This is a genomic window from Frigoribacterium sp. RIT-PI-h (assembly GCF_001297205.1).
In the GTDB taxonomy this organism is placed as follows: domain Bacteria; phylum Actinomycetota; class Actinomycetes; order Actinomycetales; family Microbacteriaceae; genus Frigoribacterium.
On record NZ_LHOZ01000061.1, the window covers coordinates 14,243 to 32,490 of the forward strand.

At 70.6% G+C, this 18,248-nt stretch carries 21 protein-coding genes; 11 read left to right on the plus strand and 10 right to left on the minus strand.

The genetic code is table 11. The features are described 5' to 3' along the window. Positions 1-35 precede the first annotated feature (35 nt). Both AEQ27_RS06125 and AEQ27_RS06130 read right to left on the minus strand, forming a co-directional pair. Positions 36-995 (minus strand): proline dehydrogenase family protein, encoded by a 960-nt coding sequence (locus AEQ27_RS06125; protein ID WP_054145851.1) that lies wholly within the window; start codon positions 993-995, stop codon positions 36-38. A 112-nt stretch (positions 996-1,107) separates the two neighbouring features. Continuing rightward, positions 1,108-1,455: a hypothetical protein gene (locus tag AEQ27_RS06130; protein WP_054145852.1), complete on the minus strand. Its 348-nt coding sequence runs from the start codon at positions 1,453-1,455 to the stop codon at positions 1,108-1,110. A gap of 442 nt (positions 1,456-1,897) precedes the next feature. Between AEQ27_RS06130 and AEQ27_RS06135 the strand changes: the two genes are divergently transcribed. After that, a complete protein-coding gene (locus tag AEQ27_RS06135; RefSeq protein WP_054145853.1) occupies positions 1,898-2,398 on the plus strand; it encodes a GNAT family N-acetyltransferase in 501 nt (166 codons plus the stop codon). Positions 2,399-2,494: 96 nt separating this feature from the next. Here AEQ27_RS06135 and AEQ27_RS06140 read toward each other — a convergent pair whose 3' ends face one another. The 3 genes from AEQ27_RS06140 to AEQ27_RS18720 all read right to left on the minus strand — a co-directional run bounded on the left by AEQ27_RS06140 (position 2,495) and on the right by AEQ27_RS18720 (position 5,384). Then, entirely contained in the window at positions 2,495-3,475 is a 981-nt protein-coding gene (locus AEQ27_RS06140) for an alpha/beta hydrolase (RefSeq protein WP_054145854.1), read from the minus strand. After that, on the minus strand, positions 3,468-4,991 hold the full coding sequence (locus tag AEQ27_RS06145; RefSeq protein WP_369813592.1) for an MFS transporter: 1,524 nt from the start codon (positions 4,989-4,991) through the stop codon (positions 3,468-3,470). The genes AEQ27_RS06140 and AEQ27_RS06145 overlap by 8 nt, the downstream gene beginning before the upstream one ends. Positions 4,992-5,096: 105 nt before the next feature. Beyond that, complete coding sequence (locus AEQ27_RS18720) at positions 5,097-5,384, minus strand: GNAT family N-acetyltransferase (RefSeq protein ID WP_369813595.1); 288 nt, start codon at positions 5,382-5,384, stop codon at positions 5,097-5,099. Between AEQ27_RS18720 and AEQ27_RS06150 the strand changes: the two genes are divergently transcribed. From AEQ27_RS06150 to AEQ27_RS06175, 8 genes are all read left to right on the plus strand, one after another. Beyond that, on the plus strand, positions 5,383-5,751 hold the full coding sequence (locus AEQ27_RS06150) for a hypothetical protein (protein WP_054145855.1): 369 nt from the start codon (positions 5,383-5,385) through the stop codon (positions 5,749-5,751). The genes AEQ27_RS18720 and AEQ27_RS06150 overlap by 2 nt on opposite strands. Before the next feature lie 593 nt (positions 5,752-6,344). Beyond that, positions 6,345-6,485 carry a hypothetical protein gene (locus AEQ27_RS17720; RefSeq protein WP_161805496.1) on the plus strand — a complete coding sequence of 47 codons (141 nt, stop codon included), beginning with the start codon at positions 6,345-6,347 and terminating at the stop codon, positions 6,483-6,485. Next, the gene (kdpF, locus tag AEQ27_RS17150; protein ID WP_071257733.1) at positions 6,482-6,571 is read left to right on the plus strand and encodes a K(+)-transporting ATPase subunit F; all 90 of its coding nucleotides are present in this window, start codon (positions 6,482-6,484) and stop codon (positions 6,569-6,571) included. The genes AEQ27_RS17720 and kdpF overlap by 4 nt, the downstream gene beginning before the upstream one ends. Beyond that, positions 6,571-8,244, plus strand: a complete 1,674-nt coding sequence (kdpA, locus tag AEQ27_RS06155; protein WP_054145856.1) for a potassium-transporting ATPase subunit KdpA — start codon at positions 6,571-6,573, stop codon at positions 8,242-8,244. The genes kdpF and kdpA overlap by 1 nt, the downstream gene beginning before the upstream one ends. Before the next feature lie 2 nt (positions 8,245-8,246). After that, positions 8,247-10,406 carry a potassium-transporting ATPase subunit KdpB gene (gene kdpB, locus AEQ27_RS06160; RefSeq protein WP_054145857.1) on the plus strand — a complete coding sequence of 720 codons (2,160 nt, stop codon included), beginning with the start codon at positions 8,247-8,249 and terminating at the stop codon, positions 10,404-10,406. A 31-nt stretch (positions 10,407-10,437) separates the two neighbouring features. Next, on the plus strand, positions 10,438-11,043 hold the full coding sequence (kdpC, locus tag AEQ27_RS06165; protein ID WP_054145858.1) for a potassium-transporting ATPase subunit KdpC: 606 nt from the start codon (positions 10,438-10,440) through the stop codon (positions 11,041-11,043). 4 nt (positions 11,044-11,047) lie between these two features. Beyond that, complete coding sequence (locus AEQ27_RS06170) at positions 11,048-13,549, plus strand: DUF4118 domain-containing protein (protein ID WP_054145859.1); 2,502 nt, start codon at positions 11,048-11,050, stop codon at positions 13,547-13,549. After that, positions 13,546-14,235 carry a response regulator transcription factor gene (locus AEQ27_RS06175; protein WP_054145860.1) on the plus strand — a complete coding sequence of 230 codons (690 nt, stop codon included), beginning with the start codon at positions 13,546-13,548 and terminating at the stop codon, positions 14,233-14,235. The genes AEQ27_RS06170 and AEQ27_RS06175 overlap by 4 nt, the downstream gene beginning before the upstream one ends. On the opposite strand, the gene AEQ27_RS17725 is transcribed toward AEQ27_RS06175, so the two are convergent. The 4 genes from AEQ27_RS17725 to AEQ27_RS06190 all read right to left on the minus strand — a co-directional run bounded on the left by AEQ27_RS17725 (position 14,202) and on the right by AEQ27_RS06190 (position 15,922). Next, positions 14,202-14,360: a hypothetical protein gene (locus AEQ27_RS17725; RefSeq protein ID WP_161805497.1), complete on the minus strand. Its 159-nt coding sequence runs from the start codon at positions 14,358-14,360 to the stop codon at positions 14,202-14,204. The two genes, AEQ27_RS06175 and AEQ27_RS17725, sit on opposite strands and share 34 nt — an antisense overlap. Beyond that, complete coding sequence (locus AEQ27_RS06180; RefSeq protein ID WP_054145861.1) at positions 14,357-14,893, minus strand: DUF6611 family protein; 537 nt, start codon at positions 14,891-14,893, stop codon at positions 14,357-14,359. The genes AEQ27_RS17725 and AEQ27_RS06180 overlap by 4 nt, the downstream gene beginning before the upstream one ends. Beyond that, a complete protein-coding gene (locus AEQ27_RS06185; protein ID WP_054145862.1) occupies positions 14,890-15,399 on the minus strand; it encodes a hypothetical protein in 510 nt (169 codons plus the stop codon). Before AEQ27_RS06185 ends, AEQ27_RS06180 begins: the two co-directional genes overlap by 4 nt. Positions 15,400-15,649: 250 nt before the next feature. Then, positions 15,650-15,922 carry a hypothetical protein gene (locus AEQ27_RS06190; protein WP_152970207.1) on the minus strand — a complete coding sequence of 91 codons (273 nt, stop codon included), beginning with the start codon at positions 15,920-15,922 and terminating at the stop codon, positions 15,650-15,652. Between the two features lie 180 nt (positions 15,923-16,102). Between AEQ27_RS06190 and AEQ27_RS06195 the strand changes: the two genes are divergently transcribed. Beyond that, entirely contained in the window at positions 16,103-16,873 is a 771-nt protein-coding gene (locus tag AEQ27_RS06195; protein ID WP_054145864.1) for a septum formation family protein, read from the plus strand. Here the strand turns inward: AEQ27_RS06195 and AEQ27_RS06200 are convergent. Next, the gene (locus AEQ27_RS06200) at positions 16,870-17,670 is read right to left on the minus strand and encodes a GDSL-type esterase/lipase family protein (protein WP_054145865.1); all 801 of its coding nucleotides are present in this window, start codon (positions 17,668-17,670) and stop codon (positions 16,870-16,872) included. The genes AEQ27_RS06195 and AEQ27_RS06200 overlap by 4 nt on opposite strands. 344 nt (positions 17,671-18,014) lie before the next feature. Between AEQ27_RS06200 and AEQ27_RS17730 the strand changes: the two genes are divergently transcribed. Continuing rightward, complete coding sequence (locus tag AEQ27_RS17730) at positions 18,015-18,185, plus strand: hypothetical protein (protein ID WP_161805498.1); 171 nt, start codon at positions 18,015-18,017, stop codon at positions 18,183-18,185. The last annotated feature ends 63 nt before the right edge of the window (positions 18,186-18,248 follow it).

Below are 18,248 nucleotides of genomic sequence, written 5' to 3' on the forward strand. Positions count from 1 at the left end.
CGGGCTGCGGCGAGACGGATTCGTCAGGGCCTGCGTCAAAGCCTTCCGGTGATGTCGAGGTCCGCTAGAGCGTCGAGGACGCGCTCGGGGTGTTCGGCCATCCGGTTCAGGACGTAGAGCCACCATTCGGGGCCGTAGACGACGTACTCGCGGGTGGTGTATCCGTCGTGACGCAAGGAGTCGAGCAGTTCGGTGCCGAGGCCCTGCAGCATCTCGAACTCGACGTGCTCGGCCATGAGGTCGGTGCCCAGCGTGTCGCGCAACGACGAGACCAGAAGCGGGTCGTGGGTGGCGAGATTCACTCGGTGTCCCGAGCCCACCAGGCGTCTCGCGGCCTCGAGGTAGGCCGTGGTCATGGGCTCGCTGTCTCGGGCGTAGGCGACGTCGGCGGATTCGAGGAACGCGCCCTTGACGAGGCGGATGGGCCCGGGGCGCTGGATGAGCCGGTCGAGATCCACGGGGGTGCGGTGGAGACGGGCCTGGAGGGTGACGCCGGTCTCGGGGAACTCGTCGGCGATCTGCTCCGTGATGGCGAGGACGAGATCCGTGCGGTCGGACCCCTCGGCGGAGATCATGATCGACGTGCCCGCCTCGCGGGCTGCGCGGGCGATGGCGCGGCCGTTCCGCAAACCGACCTCGGGCGACACGACGGCACCCACATGTGACAGGTCGAAGGAGATCGTCGCCCGTCCGGGAACCTGCCCGAGACGATGGGCCAGATCGACGAACTCGTCGGTCTGCTGATCGGCGACGGCCTCGTCCCGGATCGACTCGCCGACGAGTTCGACGCTGCCGAGGTGGCCACGGGACGTGTTCGCCTCGAGCAGCGCCACTGCCGCGTCGACGTCCGAGCCGGCGGTGTAGCGGCGGGCGATCTTCGCCGCCATGGTCGCCAGTGCGGGGTTCGCGAGCGTGCGTGCTTTGAGGTCTTCGTCGAGGGCGAAGGCCCGGAGGGTGTCGGCCGCGCGTCGCAGGGTGTTGTCGCTCGTGGTCATCAGAAGAACCTAGCGAATCTCTCTCAACGCAGACGCCCGGGGAGCCTCGGTCGAATCCGGTCCTGATCGGAGATGAACCGTCTTCCATCCGAGACGCCCGTGAGGGGATGGTCTACCGCTTCACCACGATGAGGAAGTGGTTGCTTTCCTCCTCGACGAGCTCACCTGTCCAAGGAGACTCGAGGTGTCCGTCGTCTTCGTCGTCGAAGCCTCGCAGCGCTGCCCCGCTGGGGAGTCGGAGGATCGGCGTCGTCGAACCGTCGTCGGCGAGGACGAGGATGTCGACGACCCGCCCGCGGACGTGGGTTTCAGGGCGGGAGTCGTGGTGGGTCTCGATCAACCGCACCTGTCCGCCGGCGTCTTGGAATCGGCTGCAGCCCAGGTCGATCATGTCGTTGCGCTCGATGGCTTCACCGCAGCACTCGTGCTCCCAGTCGCCGATCTCGACCGTGACGTTCATGGGTGCTCCTTGAAGGGCTTTCGCTTGGTGGTCAGCGATGTCGTGCCCGGTTGTGACCATGGGGCCGTCATCCCCATCCGCTGTTCTCACCCTCGGGGCCGGCTGCTTCCATGAGACGCTCGTGTTCTCCGGGATCGTCGAGCCGCCAGCCGTAGGGGGACGCTCCCCGTCCCGGGGCGAAGATCGAGGATCGCGTAGTCGAGGTAGGTCAGTGCGGGGCCGTTTGACCGGTGTTGCCGCAAGACCTTCCGCAGGGCGACCTCGATCTCCTGATCCGTCAGCACGCCCACATGATGGCAGGGCGAAGTCTCATCCCATGTGTCCCGTCGCGGTGTTCCGGCGGCAGCCGTGCTGGAAGCATCCCCATGGCCGAGGGCGCATCGGGCGGGGCGATGGACTGTGGGCGACAGAACCTCCACCGACCCGGTGGAGGTTTTCTCGTATGACCACTCCTGCTTCCCTCACGATCGCCACCGCCGACGAGCGGCATCGCCCCGAGCTCGAACAGCTCTGGACGATGTTCCGCCACGAGATGTCCGCGTTCACCGGCACGCTTCCTGACGAACGCGGCCGCTTTCGACAGGAACGACTCGACGCCGGCCTCTCGGAACCGGGCTGGTCGGCCCACGTCTTCCGCCTGGGACCACACCCGGTCGGGTTGGCGGTCCTGCGCGGATTGGACGCCGAGGAGCGCGTGATCAGCAGCTTCTTCGTCGCGCACGGCGCGCGGCGTTCTCATGCCGGGCGAGTCGCCGTGACAGAACTGACCGCAGCGCAGCCTGGGAGGTGGGCCGTTGCCTTCCAAGAACGCAACGACGTCGCAGCGAGGTTCTGGCGCACGGTCGCCAGCGGAATCGACCCACAGTGCAGTGAGGAACAGCACGACGTCCCCGGCCGCCCGGACTTGCCGGCCGACTCCTGGGTCCGATTCAGTGTCCTGTAGCCGATCATCCATCGGTCTCGTGGTCGGCGGCCATGAGCCGAGTCCTCCGGGGGCAGGCCCGGAGCGGGCGATTCACACGCCCGCCCCGGGATGCCGTCAGGGCGTGGGGTCGAGGAGGCGCCCGGTCCAGTCGCGCAGGGCGGTGACGGCCCGGCGCGACAGGGTCGCTCCCGGCATCATGCTCGACGACCCGTGGAACGCCCCCGGCCACACGTGCAGCTCCGCCTGCACGCCGGCCGCCCAGAGCGCACTGGCGTAGGCGACGGTCTCGTCACGGAACACTTCGGCGCTGCCGCAGTCGACGAACGCCGGCGACAGGCCCGAGAGGTCGGTCGCTCGGCCCGGTGCCGCGTAGATCGACACGTCGTGACCGCCGCGACGGTCGCCGAGGTAGGCGTCCCAGCCGAACCGGGTCATCTCGCGGTCGGCGACGCCCACCCCGTCGAACTGCCGGGCGGAGACGGTGGCGTCGCGGTCGTCGAGCATGGGGCTGACGAGCACCTGCCCGGCGACGGCCGGCCCCTGTCGGTCGCGGGCGAGGAGCGCCGTGCCCGCCGCGAGCCCGGCCCCGGCGCTCTGGCCGACGAGGACGATCCGATCCGGGTCGACGCCGAGCTCGTCGGCGTGCTCGGCGACCCAGACCAGGCCGGCGTAGCAGTCCTCGACCGGGTACGGGTCGGGGTGCTCCGGGGCGAGACGGTAGTCGGGGCTGACGAGGACGACGTCGTGCACGAGCAGCCAGTCGTCGTACGAGTCGAGGTTGCCGAGGTGGTGGCCGAACATCATGCCGCCGCCGTGGATCGCGAAGGCGCAGGCCGCCGTCCCGGTGCGGCCGATGCGCTGGACGACGGCGAGGGCGATCGGGTCGCCGAGGTGCCCGGGGACGGTGATGCTGCGCCTCTCGAGACCGCGGGCCTCCAGTCCTTCGTCGAGCTGCGCCTCCGTCATGTCCAGCTGTCGCATCTGCGGCAGCATCGCGGTCTCGAGGCGGAAGCGGCCGCGGGCGTCCATCGCCTCGAGGAAGGGCACGAACTCGGGGTCGAACGGCGGGCGGGGCAGGGCGATGGTGTCAGGCACGAGAGGGCTCCTGGGTGGTGGGGGTGAGAGTGGTCGAGGGGGCAGGTCCGGCGGTGCCGGGGGAGGTGGCGTCGGTTCGTGCCCGGAGCATCCCGACCACGACGAGCACGGCGGCGACGGCGGCGAGGCCGAGCCCGGCGACGGTGAGGGCGTCCTCGAAGGCCGCGAGTCGCGGGGCCGTCCACGGCAAGGTCGTGATGCTGCCGGTGACGAACGCCGCGACGATCGTGCCCGCGGCGGCGACCGCTGCTCCTCCTGCGAGCTCGCTCGAGGTGTCGACGAGGGCCGCGCCGACCGAGGTGCGGTCGGCGGGGAGGCCGGTGAGCACGGAGGCTCCGGCCACGACGCCGACGACGCGCATGCCGGCGGCGACGAGCACGAGAGCGACGAGCACCCAGACGTACCCGTGACGGCTCAGGGCGCCGAAGACGGCGAGGCCGGACACGACCGCGGCGGCGCTGACCCACGCGGCCCGGCCGAGGCCCACCCGCTGCACGAACGGCCCCACGAGGCGGCCCCCGGCCAGGAGCACGACGACCTGCGGCAGCGTGCCGACGGCGGCGAGGGCCGGCGGCCAGCCCCAGGCGAACTGCAGCTGCAGCGTCACGAGGTACGACAGCCCGGCGACGGCGAGGCCCGACGCGGCCTTGAACGCGAGGCCGCTCGACACCAGGGGGCGGGCGAGCAGGTGCAGGTCGACCACCGGGTGCCGCGCCGTCCGCAGGCGCACGACGAACCCGGCACCGCACGCGACGGTCAGCACGACGGCGGCCCACCCCCACGAGGAGGCGCTGGCCGGCCCGACGAGGACGGTCGGCGTCACGAGCAGCCCGGTCACGGTCGCGGTGCCCAGCAGTGCGCCGCCCACGTCGACGGGGTCCGGCCGCAGCCCCGCGGCGTCGTCGCGAGCGACACCGCACCGGATGCCGACGAACGCCAGCACGGCGATCGGCGCGTCGGCCAGCAGCAGCACCTGCCACGGAGCGACGGCGAGCACGAACCCGCCGACGGTCGGGCCGACGGCGAGGCCGACGAGCCCCGCGGTCGAGATCACCGTCAGTGCCCGGACGCGCAGACCCTCGTCGTCGAACAGCCGGAACGCCAGCGCCAACGACCCGGGGGTGGTCATCGCCGCGGCGACGCCCGTCAGCACACGGACGGCGACGAGCTGCTCGGTGGTCGTGACCGCCACGGTGGCGAGGCTCGCCACGGCGAGCAGCGCGAGGCCCGCGAGCATGACGCGGCGGCGCCCCACCCGGTCGGCGACGGCGCCGAAGAGCAGCATGAGCCCGCCGAAGGAGACCGCGTAGGCGCCCGACACCCACTGCAGGCCCGTCGTCGAGGAGCCCAGCTCGCGGCCGATCGTCGGCAGGGCGACGTTTAGCACCGAGGTGTCGAGCATCTCGAACAGGAACACCGCGGACAGCCCGGCCAGGGCGATCCACGCGTCGGACAGCCGGGGAGGCGCGTCGCCGGCGCGCAGCCGACCGCGGGTGAGAGAGGTACAGGGGGACACGGGGCGCACTCCTTCTGGGAAGAAGTGGCGACTCGTTCGATGCCGCGTGTAGGTGCGTCGCAGAGCGCGACGCCTTTTACCTCAGTGATGTGGACGATACACCGACTACGGCTGAAGGAGAACTCCAGCAGTTCTGCCGCTCGTGCAGGTGCCCGACAGGAGAGTCGAGCCCACACCGGCCCCCCTGTGGTTCGGGTCGACGAACACGTCACAGAGCCAGCCGAAGGTGACTGTGTCGCACGACCTCACGTGGGGGAAAGGTCCGATCGGGAACAGGTGGCCCGCCGGGCTCGGGGCTGTCGACCGCCGAGGACGACAGGGGTGTCGCCTACGACTGATTTGGCTCGGGCCGGCGTGCCAGGGATGCTTGCAGGACAACCGAGGGAGTTTCATGATGGCGCGTTTCCGTTCTCTGCCCCTGCCGGCTCTTCTCGTGGTCTTGTTCGTGGTCACTGGAGCCTTGTGGTTCGGAATCGGTGTGATCGTGATGCCCGGTGACCAGCCTGTTCTCGTGCGACTGATCGGGACGATCTTCTACGCGGGAGCGATGACCGCGGTCTTCGGTTTCATGATCGCTCGAGCGCGGCGTCTCGCTGGCGGAGCCACCGATCTGGCCGAGATGCGGGCAGCTTTCAAGGCCGGCAGCATCCCTCCTGGGGTAGATCCGGGCAGGTGGGTTCCGACCTTCGAGAAGTGGGAGCGTCAATACCGCTTGAATCGGTGGTTCGGACCCGTCACGTTCGTCGCTTCGCGGCGCTGACTGCTTGGTCGGCCCTCTCCGAGGGGCCCGTCTGGTGGCTTTTCACGGTGTTCTTCGTCTCCGCCATGATCTGGTCGACGGTCGATTCCTGGAGAGGGTTGGCGAAGGCGACCGTGATGCTCGATGAGCTTCGCAGCCGGCCGCCCCTCCCTCCGCGGACGGATGTGCCCGTCTCGCCTGAGACGAAGTAGCGGAGGGGATCTTTTCTCGAACTTCCGGGCCTTGAGCGCAATGCGCAGATAGCTTCACGTCCGCAGGGTCCTGAGTACCTCAGGGGGGGAGATCTGCTGGTCTCACCCGCCGATCGTTGACCTCGACCCATCCCACTGGGATGCTTCTCGCAACCGACGGAGGTCGTCATGTTCGAAGACGCCATCGCGCACCCCGCCTTCGTCGGCCACACCTTCGAGGCATCCCTCCTGCCGGTCCAGCAAGCAGTCATGGCGTTCTGTCTCGATCTGCGATGACCTTCGCTCGTCCCGACCGCCGAAGCCTCGGCGGGCGTGTGGTGTCCGTGAGGAAGACGGCGTTCGGCGTAGGGAAGTCGTAAGGGCCCGCGATCGGCGGTGTGGCGAGGTGTCTACTGACTCGCTGTGCCCACCACGGGCATCGGGCCGCCCGGCCCGTCGTTCGTTCCTCTTGGAGTCGTAGTGCTCGACATCGTGTACGTGCTCGCCGTCATCGCTGTGTTCGCAGTGGTGTCCCTCGTCGCGAAGGGGGTCGAGAAGCTGTGATCGTCTTCAGCATCGGGGCCGCCGTCCTCGCCGTGGCCGCCCTGGCGTACCTCGTGTACGCCCTCGTGAAGCCCGAGCGCTTCTGATGGACGCGCTGTTCGGCATCCTCCAGATCCTCACGGTCGTCGTCGTCCTCGTCGTCGTGTACCGCCCCCTCGGCGACCACATGGCGCGGATGTTCACGACGGCGAAGGACGCCCGCGTCGAGCGCGGCTTCTACCGCCTCATCGGCGTCGACTCGACGTCGGAACAGACGTGGCCCGCGTATCTCCGAGGCGTCCTGACGTTCTCGGTCATCGGCGTCCTCTTCGTCTACGCGATCCAGCGCCTCCAGGCCTTCCTGCCGTACTCGCTCGGCTTCCCGGCCGTGCCCGAGGGGCTCTCGTTCAACACCGCCGCCTCCTTCGTGGCCAACACGAACTGGCAGTCCTACTCGCCCGACGTGACGATGGGCTACGCCGTGCAGGTGCTCGGCCTCGTCGTGCAGAACTTCGTCTCCGCGGCCGTCGGCATCGCCGTCGCCGTCGCCCTGATCCGCGGGCTCGCCCGGGCGAAGAGCGGCACGCTCGGCAACTTCTGGGTCGACCTGACCCGGTCGATCACGCGGCTGCTCCTTCCCCTCGCCGTCCTCTCGGCCGTCGTCCTCATCGCCGGCGGCGTGATCCAGAACGTCGCGGGCTTCACCGACGTCACGACGCTCACCGGTGGCACCGCGACGATCCCCGGAGGCCCCACCGCCTCACAGGAGGCGATCAAGCTCCTGGGGACGAACGGCGGCGGCTTCTTCAACGCCAACAGCGCGCACCCGTTCGAGAACCCGACCGCCTGGACGAACGTCTTCCAGGTCCTGCTCATGCTGGTCATCCCGTTCTCGCTGCCGCGCACCTTCGGCCGCATGGTCGGCTCGACCAAGCAGGGCGTCGCGATCGCCGCCGTCATGACGACGATCTTCGCCGTCTCGCTCACCGCCATGACCTGGTTCGAGCTCCGCGGTGCCGGCACCGCCACCCAGCTCGCCGGAGGCGCGATGGAAGGCAAGGAGGCGCGGTTCGGCATCTGGGGATCGACCCTGTTCGGTTCCACCTCGACCCTGACGTCGACGGGTGCGGTGAACTCGATGCACGACTCGTACACCGCCCTCGGCGGCATGATGGCGATGCTGAACATGATGCTCGGCGAGATCGCCCCCGGCGGCGTGGGTTCCGGCCTCTACGGGATGCTCGTCCTCGCCGTGATCACCGTGTTCATCGCGGGTCTGCTCGTCGGCCGCACCCCGGAGTACCTCGGCAAGAAGATCGGGCCGCGCGAGATCAAGCTCGCCAGCCTCTACATCCTGGTCACGCCGACCATCGTGCTCGCCTTCGCGGCGCTGAGCTTCGCGATCCCCGCGGTGCGCGCCGACGTCGAGGGCACGTCGATCTGGAACCCGGGCCTGCACGGCTTCAGCGAGGTGCTCTACGCCTTCACCTCCGCCGCGAACAACAACGGCTCCGCCTTCGCGGGCCTGACGGCGAACACCCCCTGGTTCAACACCACCCTCGGCGTCGCGATGCTGCTCGGCCGGTTCCTCCCGATCGTGCTCGTGCTCGCCCTCGCCGGCTCCTTCGCCGCGCAGGACAAGGTCCCCGCCACCGCCGGGACCCTGCCCACCCACCGCCCGCAGTTCGTGGGCCTGCTCACCGGCGTCTCGGTGATCATCACCGCGCTGACCTACTTCCCCGTCCTCGCACTGGGACCGCTCGCCGAAGGGCTGAAGTGACCATGTCCATCACCACCGACACACCGACCACCGACCACGAGCGCGAGGGCGACCAGACCCCGACGAACCGAGGAGGCGCGTTCGGCGTCGCCCAGCTCGTCGCGGCCCTGCCCGGCGCGCTCCGCAAACTCGACCCGCGCGAGATGTGGCACAACCCCGTCATGTTCATCGTCGAGGTCGGCGCCGCCTACACGACGATCCTCGCGATCGCCGGCCTCTTCACCGGTCCCGAGACCTCGGGCGGCTCGCCCGTCCCCGGCTCGTTCACCTGGGCCATCGCCGTCTGGCTCTGGCTCACCGTCGTCTTCGCCAACCTCGCCGAGTCCGTCGCCGAGGGCCGCGGCAAGGCACAGGCCGAGACCTTGAAGGCGACCCGCACCAGCACCACCGCCCAGCGCGTGGTCTCGTACGACGCGACCTCCGACGCCGGTGCCGAGCGCGCCTCCTCGGAGTCGGTGTCCTCGGCCGACCTCACGCTCGGCGACACGGTCGTCGTGACCGCCGGAGAGCTGATCCCCGGCGACGGCGACATCGTCTGGGGCATCGCGAGCGTCGACGAGTCGGCCATCACGGGCGAGTCCGCCCCGGTGATCCGCGAGTCGGGCGGCGACCGCAGCGCCGTCACCGGCGGCACCCGCGTGCTCTCCGACCGCGTCGTCGTGCGCATCACGAGCAAGCCCGGCGAGACCTTCGTCGACCGCATGATCCGCCTCGTCGAGGGGGCCTCCCGCCAGAAGACCCCGAACGAGATCGCGCTGAACATCCTGCTCGCGAGCCTGTCGATCGTCTTCGTCGTCGTGACCCTGACGCTGAACCCCATCGCGGCCTACAGCGACGCGTCGGTGAGCATCCCCGTGCTCATCGCCCTGCTGGTCTGCCTCATCCCCACGACGATCGGTGCGCTCCTCAGCGCCATCGGCATCGCGGGCATGGACCGCCTGGTGCAGCGCAACGTGCTCGCCATGTCGGGCCGCGCGGTCGAGGCCGCCGGTGACGTCACCACGCTGCTGCTCGACAAGACCGGCACCATCACCTACGGCAACCGGCAGGCGGCCGAGTTCACGCCGCTCGACGGCATCGCCCGGGCCGAACTCGTCGACGCCGCCGCGCGGTCGTCGCTCAGCGACCCGACCCCCGAGGGCAAGTCGATCGTCGACCTCGCCCTGACGACGGGGTGGCACGACGCCGACGGTCAGCCGGGCGAGATCGTGCCCTTCACCGCCCAGACCCGGATGTCGGGTCTCGACCTGCCCGACGGCACGCAGATCCGCAAGGGTGCCGGCAACTCCGTCATCGCCTGGGTCGAGGAGGACCGCCCTCTCGCCAGCACCGAGCACGACGAACTGCAGACCCGCATCGACGAGATCTCGAACGCCGGAGGCACCCCCTTGGTCGTCGCGATCAAGAGCACGGCCTCGGAAGCCCGCGTCCTGGGCGTCGTGTACCTGAAGGACGTCGTCAAGACCGGCCTGCGCGAACGCTTCGCCGAACTGCGCAGCATGGGCATCCGCACGGTCATGATCACCGGCGACAACCCGCTGACCGCCAAGGCGATCGCGGCCGAGGCCGGCGTCGACGACTACCTCGCCGAGGCCACCCCGGAGGACAAGCTCGCCCTCATCCGCCGGGAGCAAGAAGGAGGCGCGCTCGTCGCGATGACCGGCGACGGCACCAACGACGCCCCCGCCCTCGCCCAGGCCGACGTCGGCGTCGCGATGAACACGGGCACCTCGGCCGCGAAGGAGGCCGGCAACATGGTCGACCTGGACAGCGACCCGACGAAGCTGATCGACATCGTCCGCATCGGCAAGCAGCTGCTCATCACCCGTGGCGCGCTCACGACGTTCTCGATCGCCAACGACATCGCGAAGTACTTCGCGATCATCCCGGCCATGTTCGCCGGGGTGTTCCCGGGGCTCGGGCTGCTGAACGTCATGCAGCTGTCCTCACCGGCGTCGGCGATCCTCTCGGCGATCGTCTTCAACGCCCTGGTGATCGTCGTGCTCATCCCGCTCGCCCTGCGGGGTGTGAAGTACCGCGCCGCGTCGGCGTCGTCGATCCTGTCGCGCAACCTCCTCGTCTACGGACTCGGCGGCGTCGTCGCCCCGTTCGTCGGCATCAAGATCATCGACCTGATCGTCAGCCTGCTCCCCGGCTTCTGAGCCGACGCAGACGACGAACGAGAGAGAGACCATGAACACCCGCACCCTGCTCCGCCAGTCCGGTGTCGCCTTCCGCGCGATGCTCGTCTTCACCGTCGTCCTCGGTGTGGCCTACACGGCCGTCGTCACCGGGGTCGGCCAACTCGTCCTCGGCGGCGGGGCGGACGGTTCCGCCGTCCGCGTCGACGGCGAGACCGTCGGCTCGTCACTCATCGGGCAGTCCTTCACCGACGCCGACGGTGCCGCCCTGCCCGAGTGGTTCCAGTCGCGGCCCTCCGCGGCCGGTGACGGCTACGACGCCTCCGCCTCGAGCGGCAGCAACCACGGGCCGGAGAACGAGGACCTCGTCGCGGCCGTCGAGGAGCGACGAGCGGCGATCGCCGAGAGCGACGGCGTCGCCCCGGAGGACGTCCCCGTCGACGCGCTCACCGCCTCCGCGTCCGGGCTCGACCCGCACATCAGCCCGGAGTACGCGCGCATCCAGGTCGAGCGCGTCGCCGCGGCACGCGACCTGCCGGTCGCGGACGTCGAGGCGCTCGTGGAGGAGCACACCCAGGGCCGGGACCTCGGCTACCTGGGCGAGCCCACCGTGAACGTGCTCGAACTCAACGCGGCCCTGGCCGAGACGGGACGCTGAGACCGTGAGACGGGGGCGGCTCCGGGTGCTGCTGGGCGCCGCCCCCGGCGTCGGCAAGACCTACACCATGCTCGAAGAGGGAGCACGGCTCGCCCGCGAGGGCAAGGACGTCGTCGTCGCCGTCGTCGAGACCCACGGCCGCGAGGCCACGGCGTCGATGCTCGGCGACCTCGAGATCGTCCCGCGGACGACGACCCTGCATCGCGGCGTCGAGCTGACGGAGATGGACGTCGACGCGGTCCTGGCCCGGAGGCCCGACCTCGCCCTGGTCGACGAGCTCGCCCACACCAACGCGCCGGGTTCCGTCCGGCAGAAACGGTGGCAGGACGTCCAGGTCCTCCTCGACGCGGGCATCGACGTCGTCTCGACCGTCAACGTGCAACACATCGAGTCCCTCAACGACGTGGTGGAGAAGATCACCGGGGCCGCCCAGCGCGAGACCGTCCCCGACAGCCTGCTCCGGAGCGCCGACCAGATCGAGGTCGTCGACCTCGCCCCCCAGGCGCTCCGCGACCGTCTCGCCGAGGGGAACGTCTACCCGGCTGCCCGCATCGACGCCGCGCTGTCGAACTACTTCCGCCTCGGCAACCTGACGGCGTTGCGGGAGCTGGCGCTGCTGTGGCTGGCCGACGAGGTCGACAGCGCCCTCAAGGCCTACCGGGTCGCGAACGGCATCGACAGCAAATGGGAGGCGCGGGAGCGGGTCGTGGTCGCCCTCACCGGCGGGCCGGAGGGCGAGACCCTCATCCGTCGTGGTGCCCGCATCGCCGCCCGGTCGTCCGGGGGAGAGCTCGTCACCGTGCACGTCATCGCCCAGGACGGCCTCCGCGACGCGCACCCGGGTGCTCTCTCCGCGCAGCGCGCCCTGACGGAGAAACTCGGCGGCACCCACCACCAGGTCGTCGGTGGTGACGTCCCCGTCGCCCTGGTCCAGTTCGCGAAGGCGATGAACGCCTCCCAACTCGTCATCGGCGTCAGCCGCCGGAGCCGTGTCGCCGCCGCCCTGACCGGCCCGGGGATCGGTGCCACCGTCATCCGCGAATCGGGTGACATCGACGTGCACATCGTGACCCACTCCGCCGCCGGCGGCCGGTTCACCCTCCCCCGGGCCGGAGGTGCGCTGACGTTGCGGCGTCGGCTGCTGGGGGGCGGCCTCGCCGTGGTGCTCGGCCCGATCGTGACCTGGCTGCTCGTGATGTTCCGCAGCGACGAATCGCTCACGAGCGACGTGCTCGTCTACCAGCTGCTCGTCGTGGTCGTGGCGCTCGTCGGCGGGATCTGGCCGGCCCTCTTCGCGGCGGTGCTCTCGGGAGTGACGCTGGACTTCTTCTTCGTCGAGCCCTACGACAGCATCACCGTCGGTCGGCCGCTGCACCTCCTGACCCTCGTCCTCTACGTGGTCATCGCCCTGCTCGTCAGCTACGTGGTCGACCAGGCGGCACGCCGGTCCCGGGCGGCGGCGCGTGCCGTCGCCGAGTCCGAACTGCTCGCGGCCGTCGCCGGCGGCGTCATCCGGGGCCAGGACGCGCTCCACGCGCTCCTGTCCCGCACCCAGGACGCCTTCCGCCTGCGGACGGTCTCCGTCATCGACGTCGACGGTGACGTCGTCGACTCCCTCGGGGCACCCCGGGTCGGCGACGAGACGACGGTCGTCCCCGTCGGCACCCGCGCGCGCCTCGAGATGACGGGGCCACCCATGGCGGCGTCCGAGAGGCGCCTCCTCGCGGTCATCGCGGCCCAGGTCGAGACGGCCCTGGAACACAAGGCCCTGTCGGCGACGGCCGACTCCGCGGGGCCGCTGGCGCAGGTGGACCAGGTCCGCACGGCACTGCTCGCGGCCGTCGGACACGACCTGCGGCGGCCCTTGGCCTCGGCCACGGCGGCCGTGACGGGCCTTCGACAAGGCGACGTCGTCTGGGCGGACCGTGACCGCGACGAACTGCTCGCCACGGCCCACGAGAGCCTCGACGCGCTGTCGGCCCTCGTCACGAACCTCCTGGACGTCAGCCGCGTCCAGGCCGGAGCTCTCGCGGTGTCACGCCAGCCCGTCGACGTCGACGACGTCCTGTTCGCCTCCGTGGACGAACTCCGGGTCGAGCCCGGACGCGTCGAGCTCCAGGTCGGCGAGGACGTTCCGCAGGCCGACGCCGACCCGGTCCTCCTCCAACGCGTCCTGGTGAACCTGCTCGACAACGCCCTGAAGTACGCCCCCGCAGGGACGCCCGTGCGTCTCTCCAGCAGCAGCTTCGGGGACGCCGTGGAGATCCGCGTCGCCGATCAGGGGCCGGGGATCAGTCCCGAACGCCTGGACCTGGTCTTCGTTCCCTTCCAGCGCCTCGGAGACACCGACAACACCGCCGGCCTCGGGCTGGGACTCGCCATCTCCAAGGGCTTCACCGAGGGGATGGGGGGCGCCCTTCGAGCCGAGGAGACCCCGGGAGGCGGGCTCAGCATGGTCGTCTCCCTTCCTGTCGCGCAGGCGACGTCCGGGACGGACCACGCATGAAGATCCTCATCGCCGACGACGATCCGCAGCTCGTCCGGGCCCTCACGCTGACCCTCGGCGCGGTCGGCTACGACATCGCCACCGCCGCCGACGGAGCCGAGGCGCTCCGCGCCGTCATCGAAGAACATCCCGACGTCGTCATGGTCGACCTCGGCATGCCACACGTCGACGGGCTCGGCGTGATCGAAGGCCTCCGCGGCTGGAGCAACATCCCGGTCCTCGTCGTCTCGGGCCGAGCCGGCGCCGCCGACAAGGTCGAGGCGCTCGATGCCGGCGCCGACGACTACATCACCAAGCCGTTCGCCATGGACGAGCTGTTGGCCCGTCTCCGGGCGCTGACACGACGGACGACCCCGACCCCCGATCAACCGGCGGAGACGTTCGGGGGCATCCGGATCGACTTCGTCGCCAAGAGCGTCGTCCGCGAACCGGACGAGGCGATCCGCCTGACTCCCACCGAATGGCGCATCCTCGAGATCCTGGTCAGGAATCCCGGGCGACTCGTCACGCGGGAGGACATCCTCACCCGGATCTGGGGCCCGGCACACTCCAGCGACGGTGGGTACCTGCGGCTGTACGTCTCCCAACTCCGGAAGAAGCTCGAAGCGGTCCCGACCCAGCCTCGCTACCTCCAGACGGTGCAGGGCATGGGCTACCGCTTCATGCCCGACGAGCCGAGCAGCTGACCTCGGAGCCCGAGGTCGAGCACGTCGGGTTCCGAGAAATGGTCGACCTCCAGGGCGAAGGCGTCGAACTGCGGCCCCGTTCCGTGGAACCGGGTGACGACGGGGATCGACGTCTTCGACGTCATGTCCGGTTCGAATCCGTCGGCAACGCGGTGTAGACCTCGTCCCAGCGCGCGAGGTACCGCTCGAGCGAGAGGTGGCCTGCCGCCAGTTCCCGCTCGAGGGCGACGAGCCGCGCAGCCGTCGCGCGGACGCAGGCGGCGTCACCGAGCACGACCAGACCGCCCGGGGTGCACGTCGACGACGCCGTCAGTTCACGCACCGTGGCCCGGAGCCGTGCCGTCACGACGTCGAGGCACAGGAACCCGAGGCCGTAGACGGCCAGAGCGATCGAGGCCGCCACCGGAGCCGGGCCCCGGGATGCCAGGACGAGGAGCGACACGGCCGAGCAGATCGCCCCGGCGACGGGCCAGATCTGCCGGAGATGGAGGAGCCTCCTCTCGCGGAGGCTCGTTCCCGGTCGGAACACCCGGAGGGTGATCTGCTGCACGACCGTCGACCGGGCCGGAGCCTGGTCCAGCGTGCCCCACGAATGAGCACCGTCCACGACGTCGTGCACGGCGTGACGCATCGTCGGGAGGGCGCCAGGGGCCGTCATCGTCGGCTCTGGTGGCGGCGCAGACGCCCGACGGTGACGTCACCCGGGCACGGGACCGCCAGGAGGTCGCCGATGCGGAGGTCTCCGGGCAGGTCGGCCACGGCGAGATCGGGCCCCTCGTCCTGGAGGCCGATCACCATGGCCACGTCGTGGGCCGTCGAGATCCGTCCGATCAGACGGAGCTCCCGGATGGCGACGGGCACCGCACCGAGTCGGGCGTCCACCTGGACGACGATCGCGCCGGAGGTGTGGCGACAGACGTCGCTGACGGTGACGACGATCGCCGTGGCGTCGTCGACGGCGGACACCCGGCCACCGGAGCGGGGCACGAGGGCAGCGCCCGTGTGGACGCACGGCGTCTCGCAGATGCTCGCCAGGCGGACGAGGGACACCCCGCCGATGACGACGTCGTCCAGGGTCGGGTGGGTCCGTTCCGGCCAGGCGTCGGGAACGAACGGGTCGGCGATCACCCGTCGCATCGAGGGAAGGATGTCCGTGAGGGTCATGAACGGACCTGACGCGCGACACGGCGGATCGAGGCCGGGTCAGGGGGGGGCGACGAAGAGTGCATGGAACAGTCCTAAGCGGCCCAGCCGCTGAAGTCAGGGCCCCTTGCGACATCTGAACGCCGTGGCCCCACATCCTGACGCAACCAGTGCGGGAGGGCCTCGTCACCCCTCGACGCGGGCCGCCATCCGGGCCGCCCAGGAGGTCCGTCATGACGTCATCCTCGCAGCCGCTCGTCGTCGTCCCGGGTCAGTCGTAGACGCGGCCGAGCACCCAACCGCCGTCGGTGCCGAGGACGCCCTCGAACATGTGGGTCGTGCCGTCGTCGTCGGTGGCCTGGAAGCGCCAGCCGACGAAGCGCCGGGGCGGGTGCGTGATGAAGGCGGGGGTGCCCGCCGGCTCGACCCGCAGCTCGGTCGGGGTGTCGCTCACCCGCCACCGTCGGCACGACCAGACCAGCCGCGCCGGCAGGTCGCGCTCGAACCACAGCGCGACGGGCTCGTGGGGGGGCTGGGTGCTCATGTCGTCCTCCTGCACGTTCGAACGGGTGTTCGAACGGATCGAGTGTAGGTCAGGCCGAGAGGGCGGGCAACCAGATCACGGTCGTCTTCCCGGACAGGGGGTCGAGCGGGGTGCCCGGCGCTGGATATGATCCGGCGTGACCCGGCGATCCGACGGCCCGGTCGACGAAGGGGAACGACCGTGAGCACACCGATCGAGCCGGGCGTGCCCGACCAGCAGCCCCGACCGCAGGGGTGGCAGCAGCCCGAGCAGCAGCCGTCCGGCTGGCAGCCGCAGGCCCACCCCCAGCCGCAGGCCCAGGCGCCCTGGCAACCGTGGCCGACGCAGGACCCCTATGCCGCGCCGCCTGCGTCCCTCCCCGCCTTGCCGGCGCAGCCCTCGAGGCCGCCGTGGGGCCTCGCGATCGTCGGCGCGGCCGTCGTCGCCCTGATCGCCGGCGGCGGGGCCGGTCTGCTCGGCGGGATGACGCTCGCCGCCGGCTCGGCCGGCTTCGAGGACGGCTACTCCTCCGGCGGGGAGGACCCCACGACGTACTTCGGTTCGGACGCGGTCTACGGCGACTACTACTACGCGCTCGACTTCTCGGGGGTGACCGGCGTGGACGGGCTCGACGTCGGCACCTGCTTCACCGTCGGCGACCTCGGCCGCGAGGGCACCGGCGACGTCGAGACGGCCTCCTGCGACGAGGCCCACGACGAAGAGGCCTACCTGGTGGGCGAGCTGGACGGCGGCGCGTTCCCCGGCGGCTTCGAGGTCCTCGACGAGGCGGCCGCCCTCTGCGACGCGGCCTTCGACGACTACGTCGGGGCCTCGTACGACGAGTCCCTCGCCGACTACGGCGTGCTCGCCCCGACCGAGAAGGGCTGGGACGACGGCGAGCGCTCGGTCGTCTGCTATGTGTACACCTACGGCACGACCCGCGTCGGAAGCCTGGCGGACTCGGGCGTCTAGGCCGGTACGCCGGGCCCCGCGCCTCTCTCGCAGTCTGTGTCGGCGGCATCGGCACCGACCAGCGACGTCACCACGGTCGGCGCGATCGCCTGCCCCCACCGCCGGTGCATGGTGGCCCACGACAGCAGCTCCTGGTGGTAGAGCCCCTCCGAGCGCCACTCGGGGAACGGCACCCACGAGGCACCGGGCGTGGTGAGGGCGACCCGCGCCGTCAGGGCGTTGAGTCGCTCGATCTGTCGCGTCAGCAGGCGCTTCGCCACCGGTGGGATCGGCCGGAACTCCGCCATCGGCGGGATGCCGACGTAGACGATGCGGCAGTCCGGGCCGGCCGTCTCGCGCACCCGGACCGCGAGGCGACGGAGCGAGGCCTCCCACGAGGTGCCGCTCGTGGCGAGCAGCACGTCGCAGATGCCGAGCAGCACCACGGCTGCGTCGGCGCGTCCGGCCGGCAGCTCGACCCGAGCAGCCTCGGCGGCCGTGAGCACGGGTGCCGAGACCTCGTGCCACGTGACGCCACGGCCCCGCGCCGAGGCGACCAGGCGCGCGGTCTGGCTGGCACAGGTCAGGTCGTGGGCGAGCACGCCGAAACCCTCGACGGCGATGCTGCCGACGAACAGCAGGCGATCGGGGTCGGGGCCGTCGACGGTCATGCGGCGGCCGTCTCGGGGGAAGGGTGCGCGGGCCACCTCGCGTCGGTAGAGCGCGAGGTGCAGGTGGAAGAGGGGCTTGGTGGCCCGGACCACCGCCGCGATGAGGCGGCCGTGTCGGCCGGGGGTCGGGGTCTCGACCAGGGGCATGTGTGTTCGCAATCCGTCCAGTGCAGGAGGCGCGGCCTCCGTCGGTCTCGTCCTGAGGCCTGGGACAGTCTGCCGGTCCCCCGAAAGGAGGACAGGCCCCCGTTGGGGGAGGAACGACCCGGATCGGCCTGGCAGCGGGCCCGGAGGCGCGGCGACGGGAGGTCGAGACGGTTCGGTTGTCCGCAATGCGAACAGCACCGTCGAGTAGCTAGATGAACTAGCTATCCCGTGCTTTCATTCATGTGTACCGACTTCACGGGCGGTACGGGACGCGTGCCATGAGCCGCAGACCACCAGTCCAGCACCACGGGCAGGCAGCACAGGGCTGCCGAGAACGGAACACCATGACACTCCTCACGCCGTCGCGTCGCCGCTCCGACACGGGCAGCAGCCCCTTCTCCGAGGTCCGCGAGACCGAGCGCCAGGCGACCCTCTTCGTCATCGCCACGGCGGCCGTCGGCGCCAGCGCCAGCCTCGTCGCCGCACTCTTCCTCAGCAACGGGCTCTTCCTGTGAACGACGACCTGACGTACGTCGAACTCGCCCCCACCGAGCCCCTCGACCTGTCGATGCTCTTCG

Bases quoted from the DNA above. Each gene is read 5' to 3' on its own strand.
- AEQ27_RS06125 (WP_054145851.1), bottom strand. From the start codon at position 995: ATGACCACGAGCGACAACACCCTGCGACGCGCGGCCGACACCCTCCGG.
- AEQ27_RS06130 (WP_054145852.1), bottom strand. From the start codon at position 1,455: ATGAACGTCACGGTCGAGATCGGCGACTGGGAGCACGAGTGCTGCGGT.
- AEQ27_RS06135 (WP_054145853.1), top strand. From the start codon at position 1,898: ATGACCACTCCTGCTTCCCTCACGATCGCCACCGCCGACGAGCGGCAT.
- AEQ27_RS06150 (WP_054145855.1), top strand. From the start codon at position 5,383: ATGATGGCGCGTTTCCGTTCTCTGCCCCTGCCGGCTCTTCTCGTGGTC.
- AEQ27_RS18720 (WP_369813595.1), bottom strand. From the start codon at position 5,384: ATGAAACTCCCTCGGTTGTCCTGCAAGCATCCCTGGCACGCCGGCCCG.
- kdpA (WP_054145856.1), top strand. From the start codon at position 6,571: ATGGACGCGCTGTTCGGCATCCTCCAGATCCTCACGGTCGTCGTCGTC.
- kdpB (WP_054145857.1), top strand. From the start codon at position 8,247: ATGTCCATCACCACCGACACACCGACCACCGACCACGAGCGCGAGGGC.
- kdpC (WP_054145858.1), top strand. From the start codon at position 10,438: ATGAACACCCGCACCCTGCTCCGCCAGTCCGGTGTCGCCTTCCGCGCG.
- AEQ27_RS06175 (WP_054145860.1), top strand. From the start codon at position 13,546: ATGAAGATCCTCATCGCCGACGACGATCCGCAGCTCGTCCGGGCCCTC.
- AEQ27_RS17725 (WP_161805497.1), bottom strand. From the start codon at position 14,360: ATGACGTCGAAGACGTCGATCCCCGTCGTCACCCGGTTCCACGGAACG.
- AEQ27_RS06180 (WP_054145861.1), bottom strand. From the start codon at position 14,893: ATGACGGCCCCTGGCGCCCTCCCGACGATGCGTCACGCCGTGCACGAC.
- AEQ27_RS06185 (WP_054145862.1), bottom strand. From the start codon at position 15,399: ATGACCCTCACGGACATCCTTCCCTCGATGCGACGGGTGATCGCCGAC.
- AEQ27_RS06190 (WP_152970207.1), bottom strand. From the start codon at position 15,922: ATGAGCACCCAGCCCCCCCACGAGCCCGTCGCGCTGTGGTTCGAGCGC.
- AEQ27_RS06200 (WP_054145865.1), bottom strand. From the start codon at position 17,670: ATGCCCCTGGTCGAGACCCCGACCCCCGGCCGACACGGCCGCCTCATC.
- AEQ27_RS17730 (WP_161805498.1), top strand. From the start codon at position 18,015: ATGACACTCCTCACGCCGTCGCGTCGCCGCTCCGACACGGGCAGCAGC.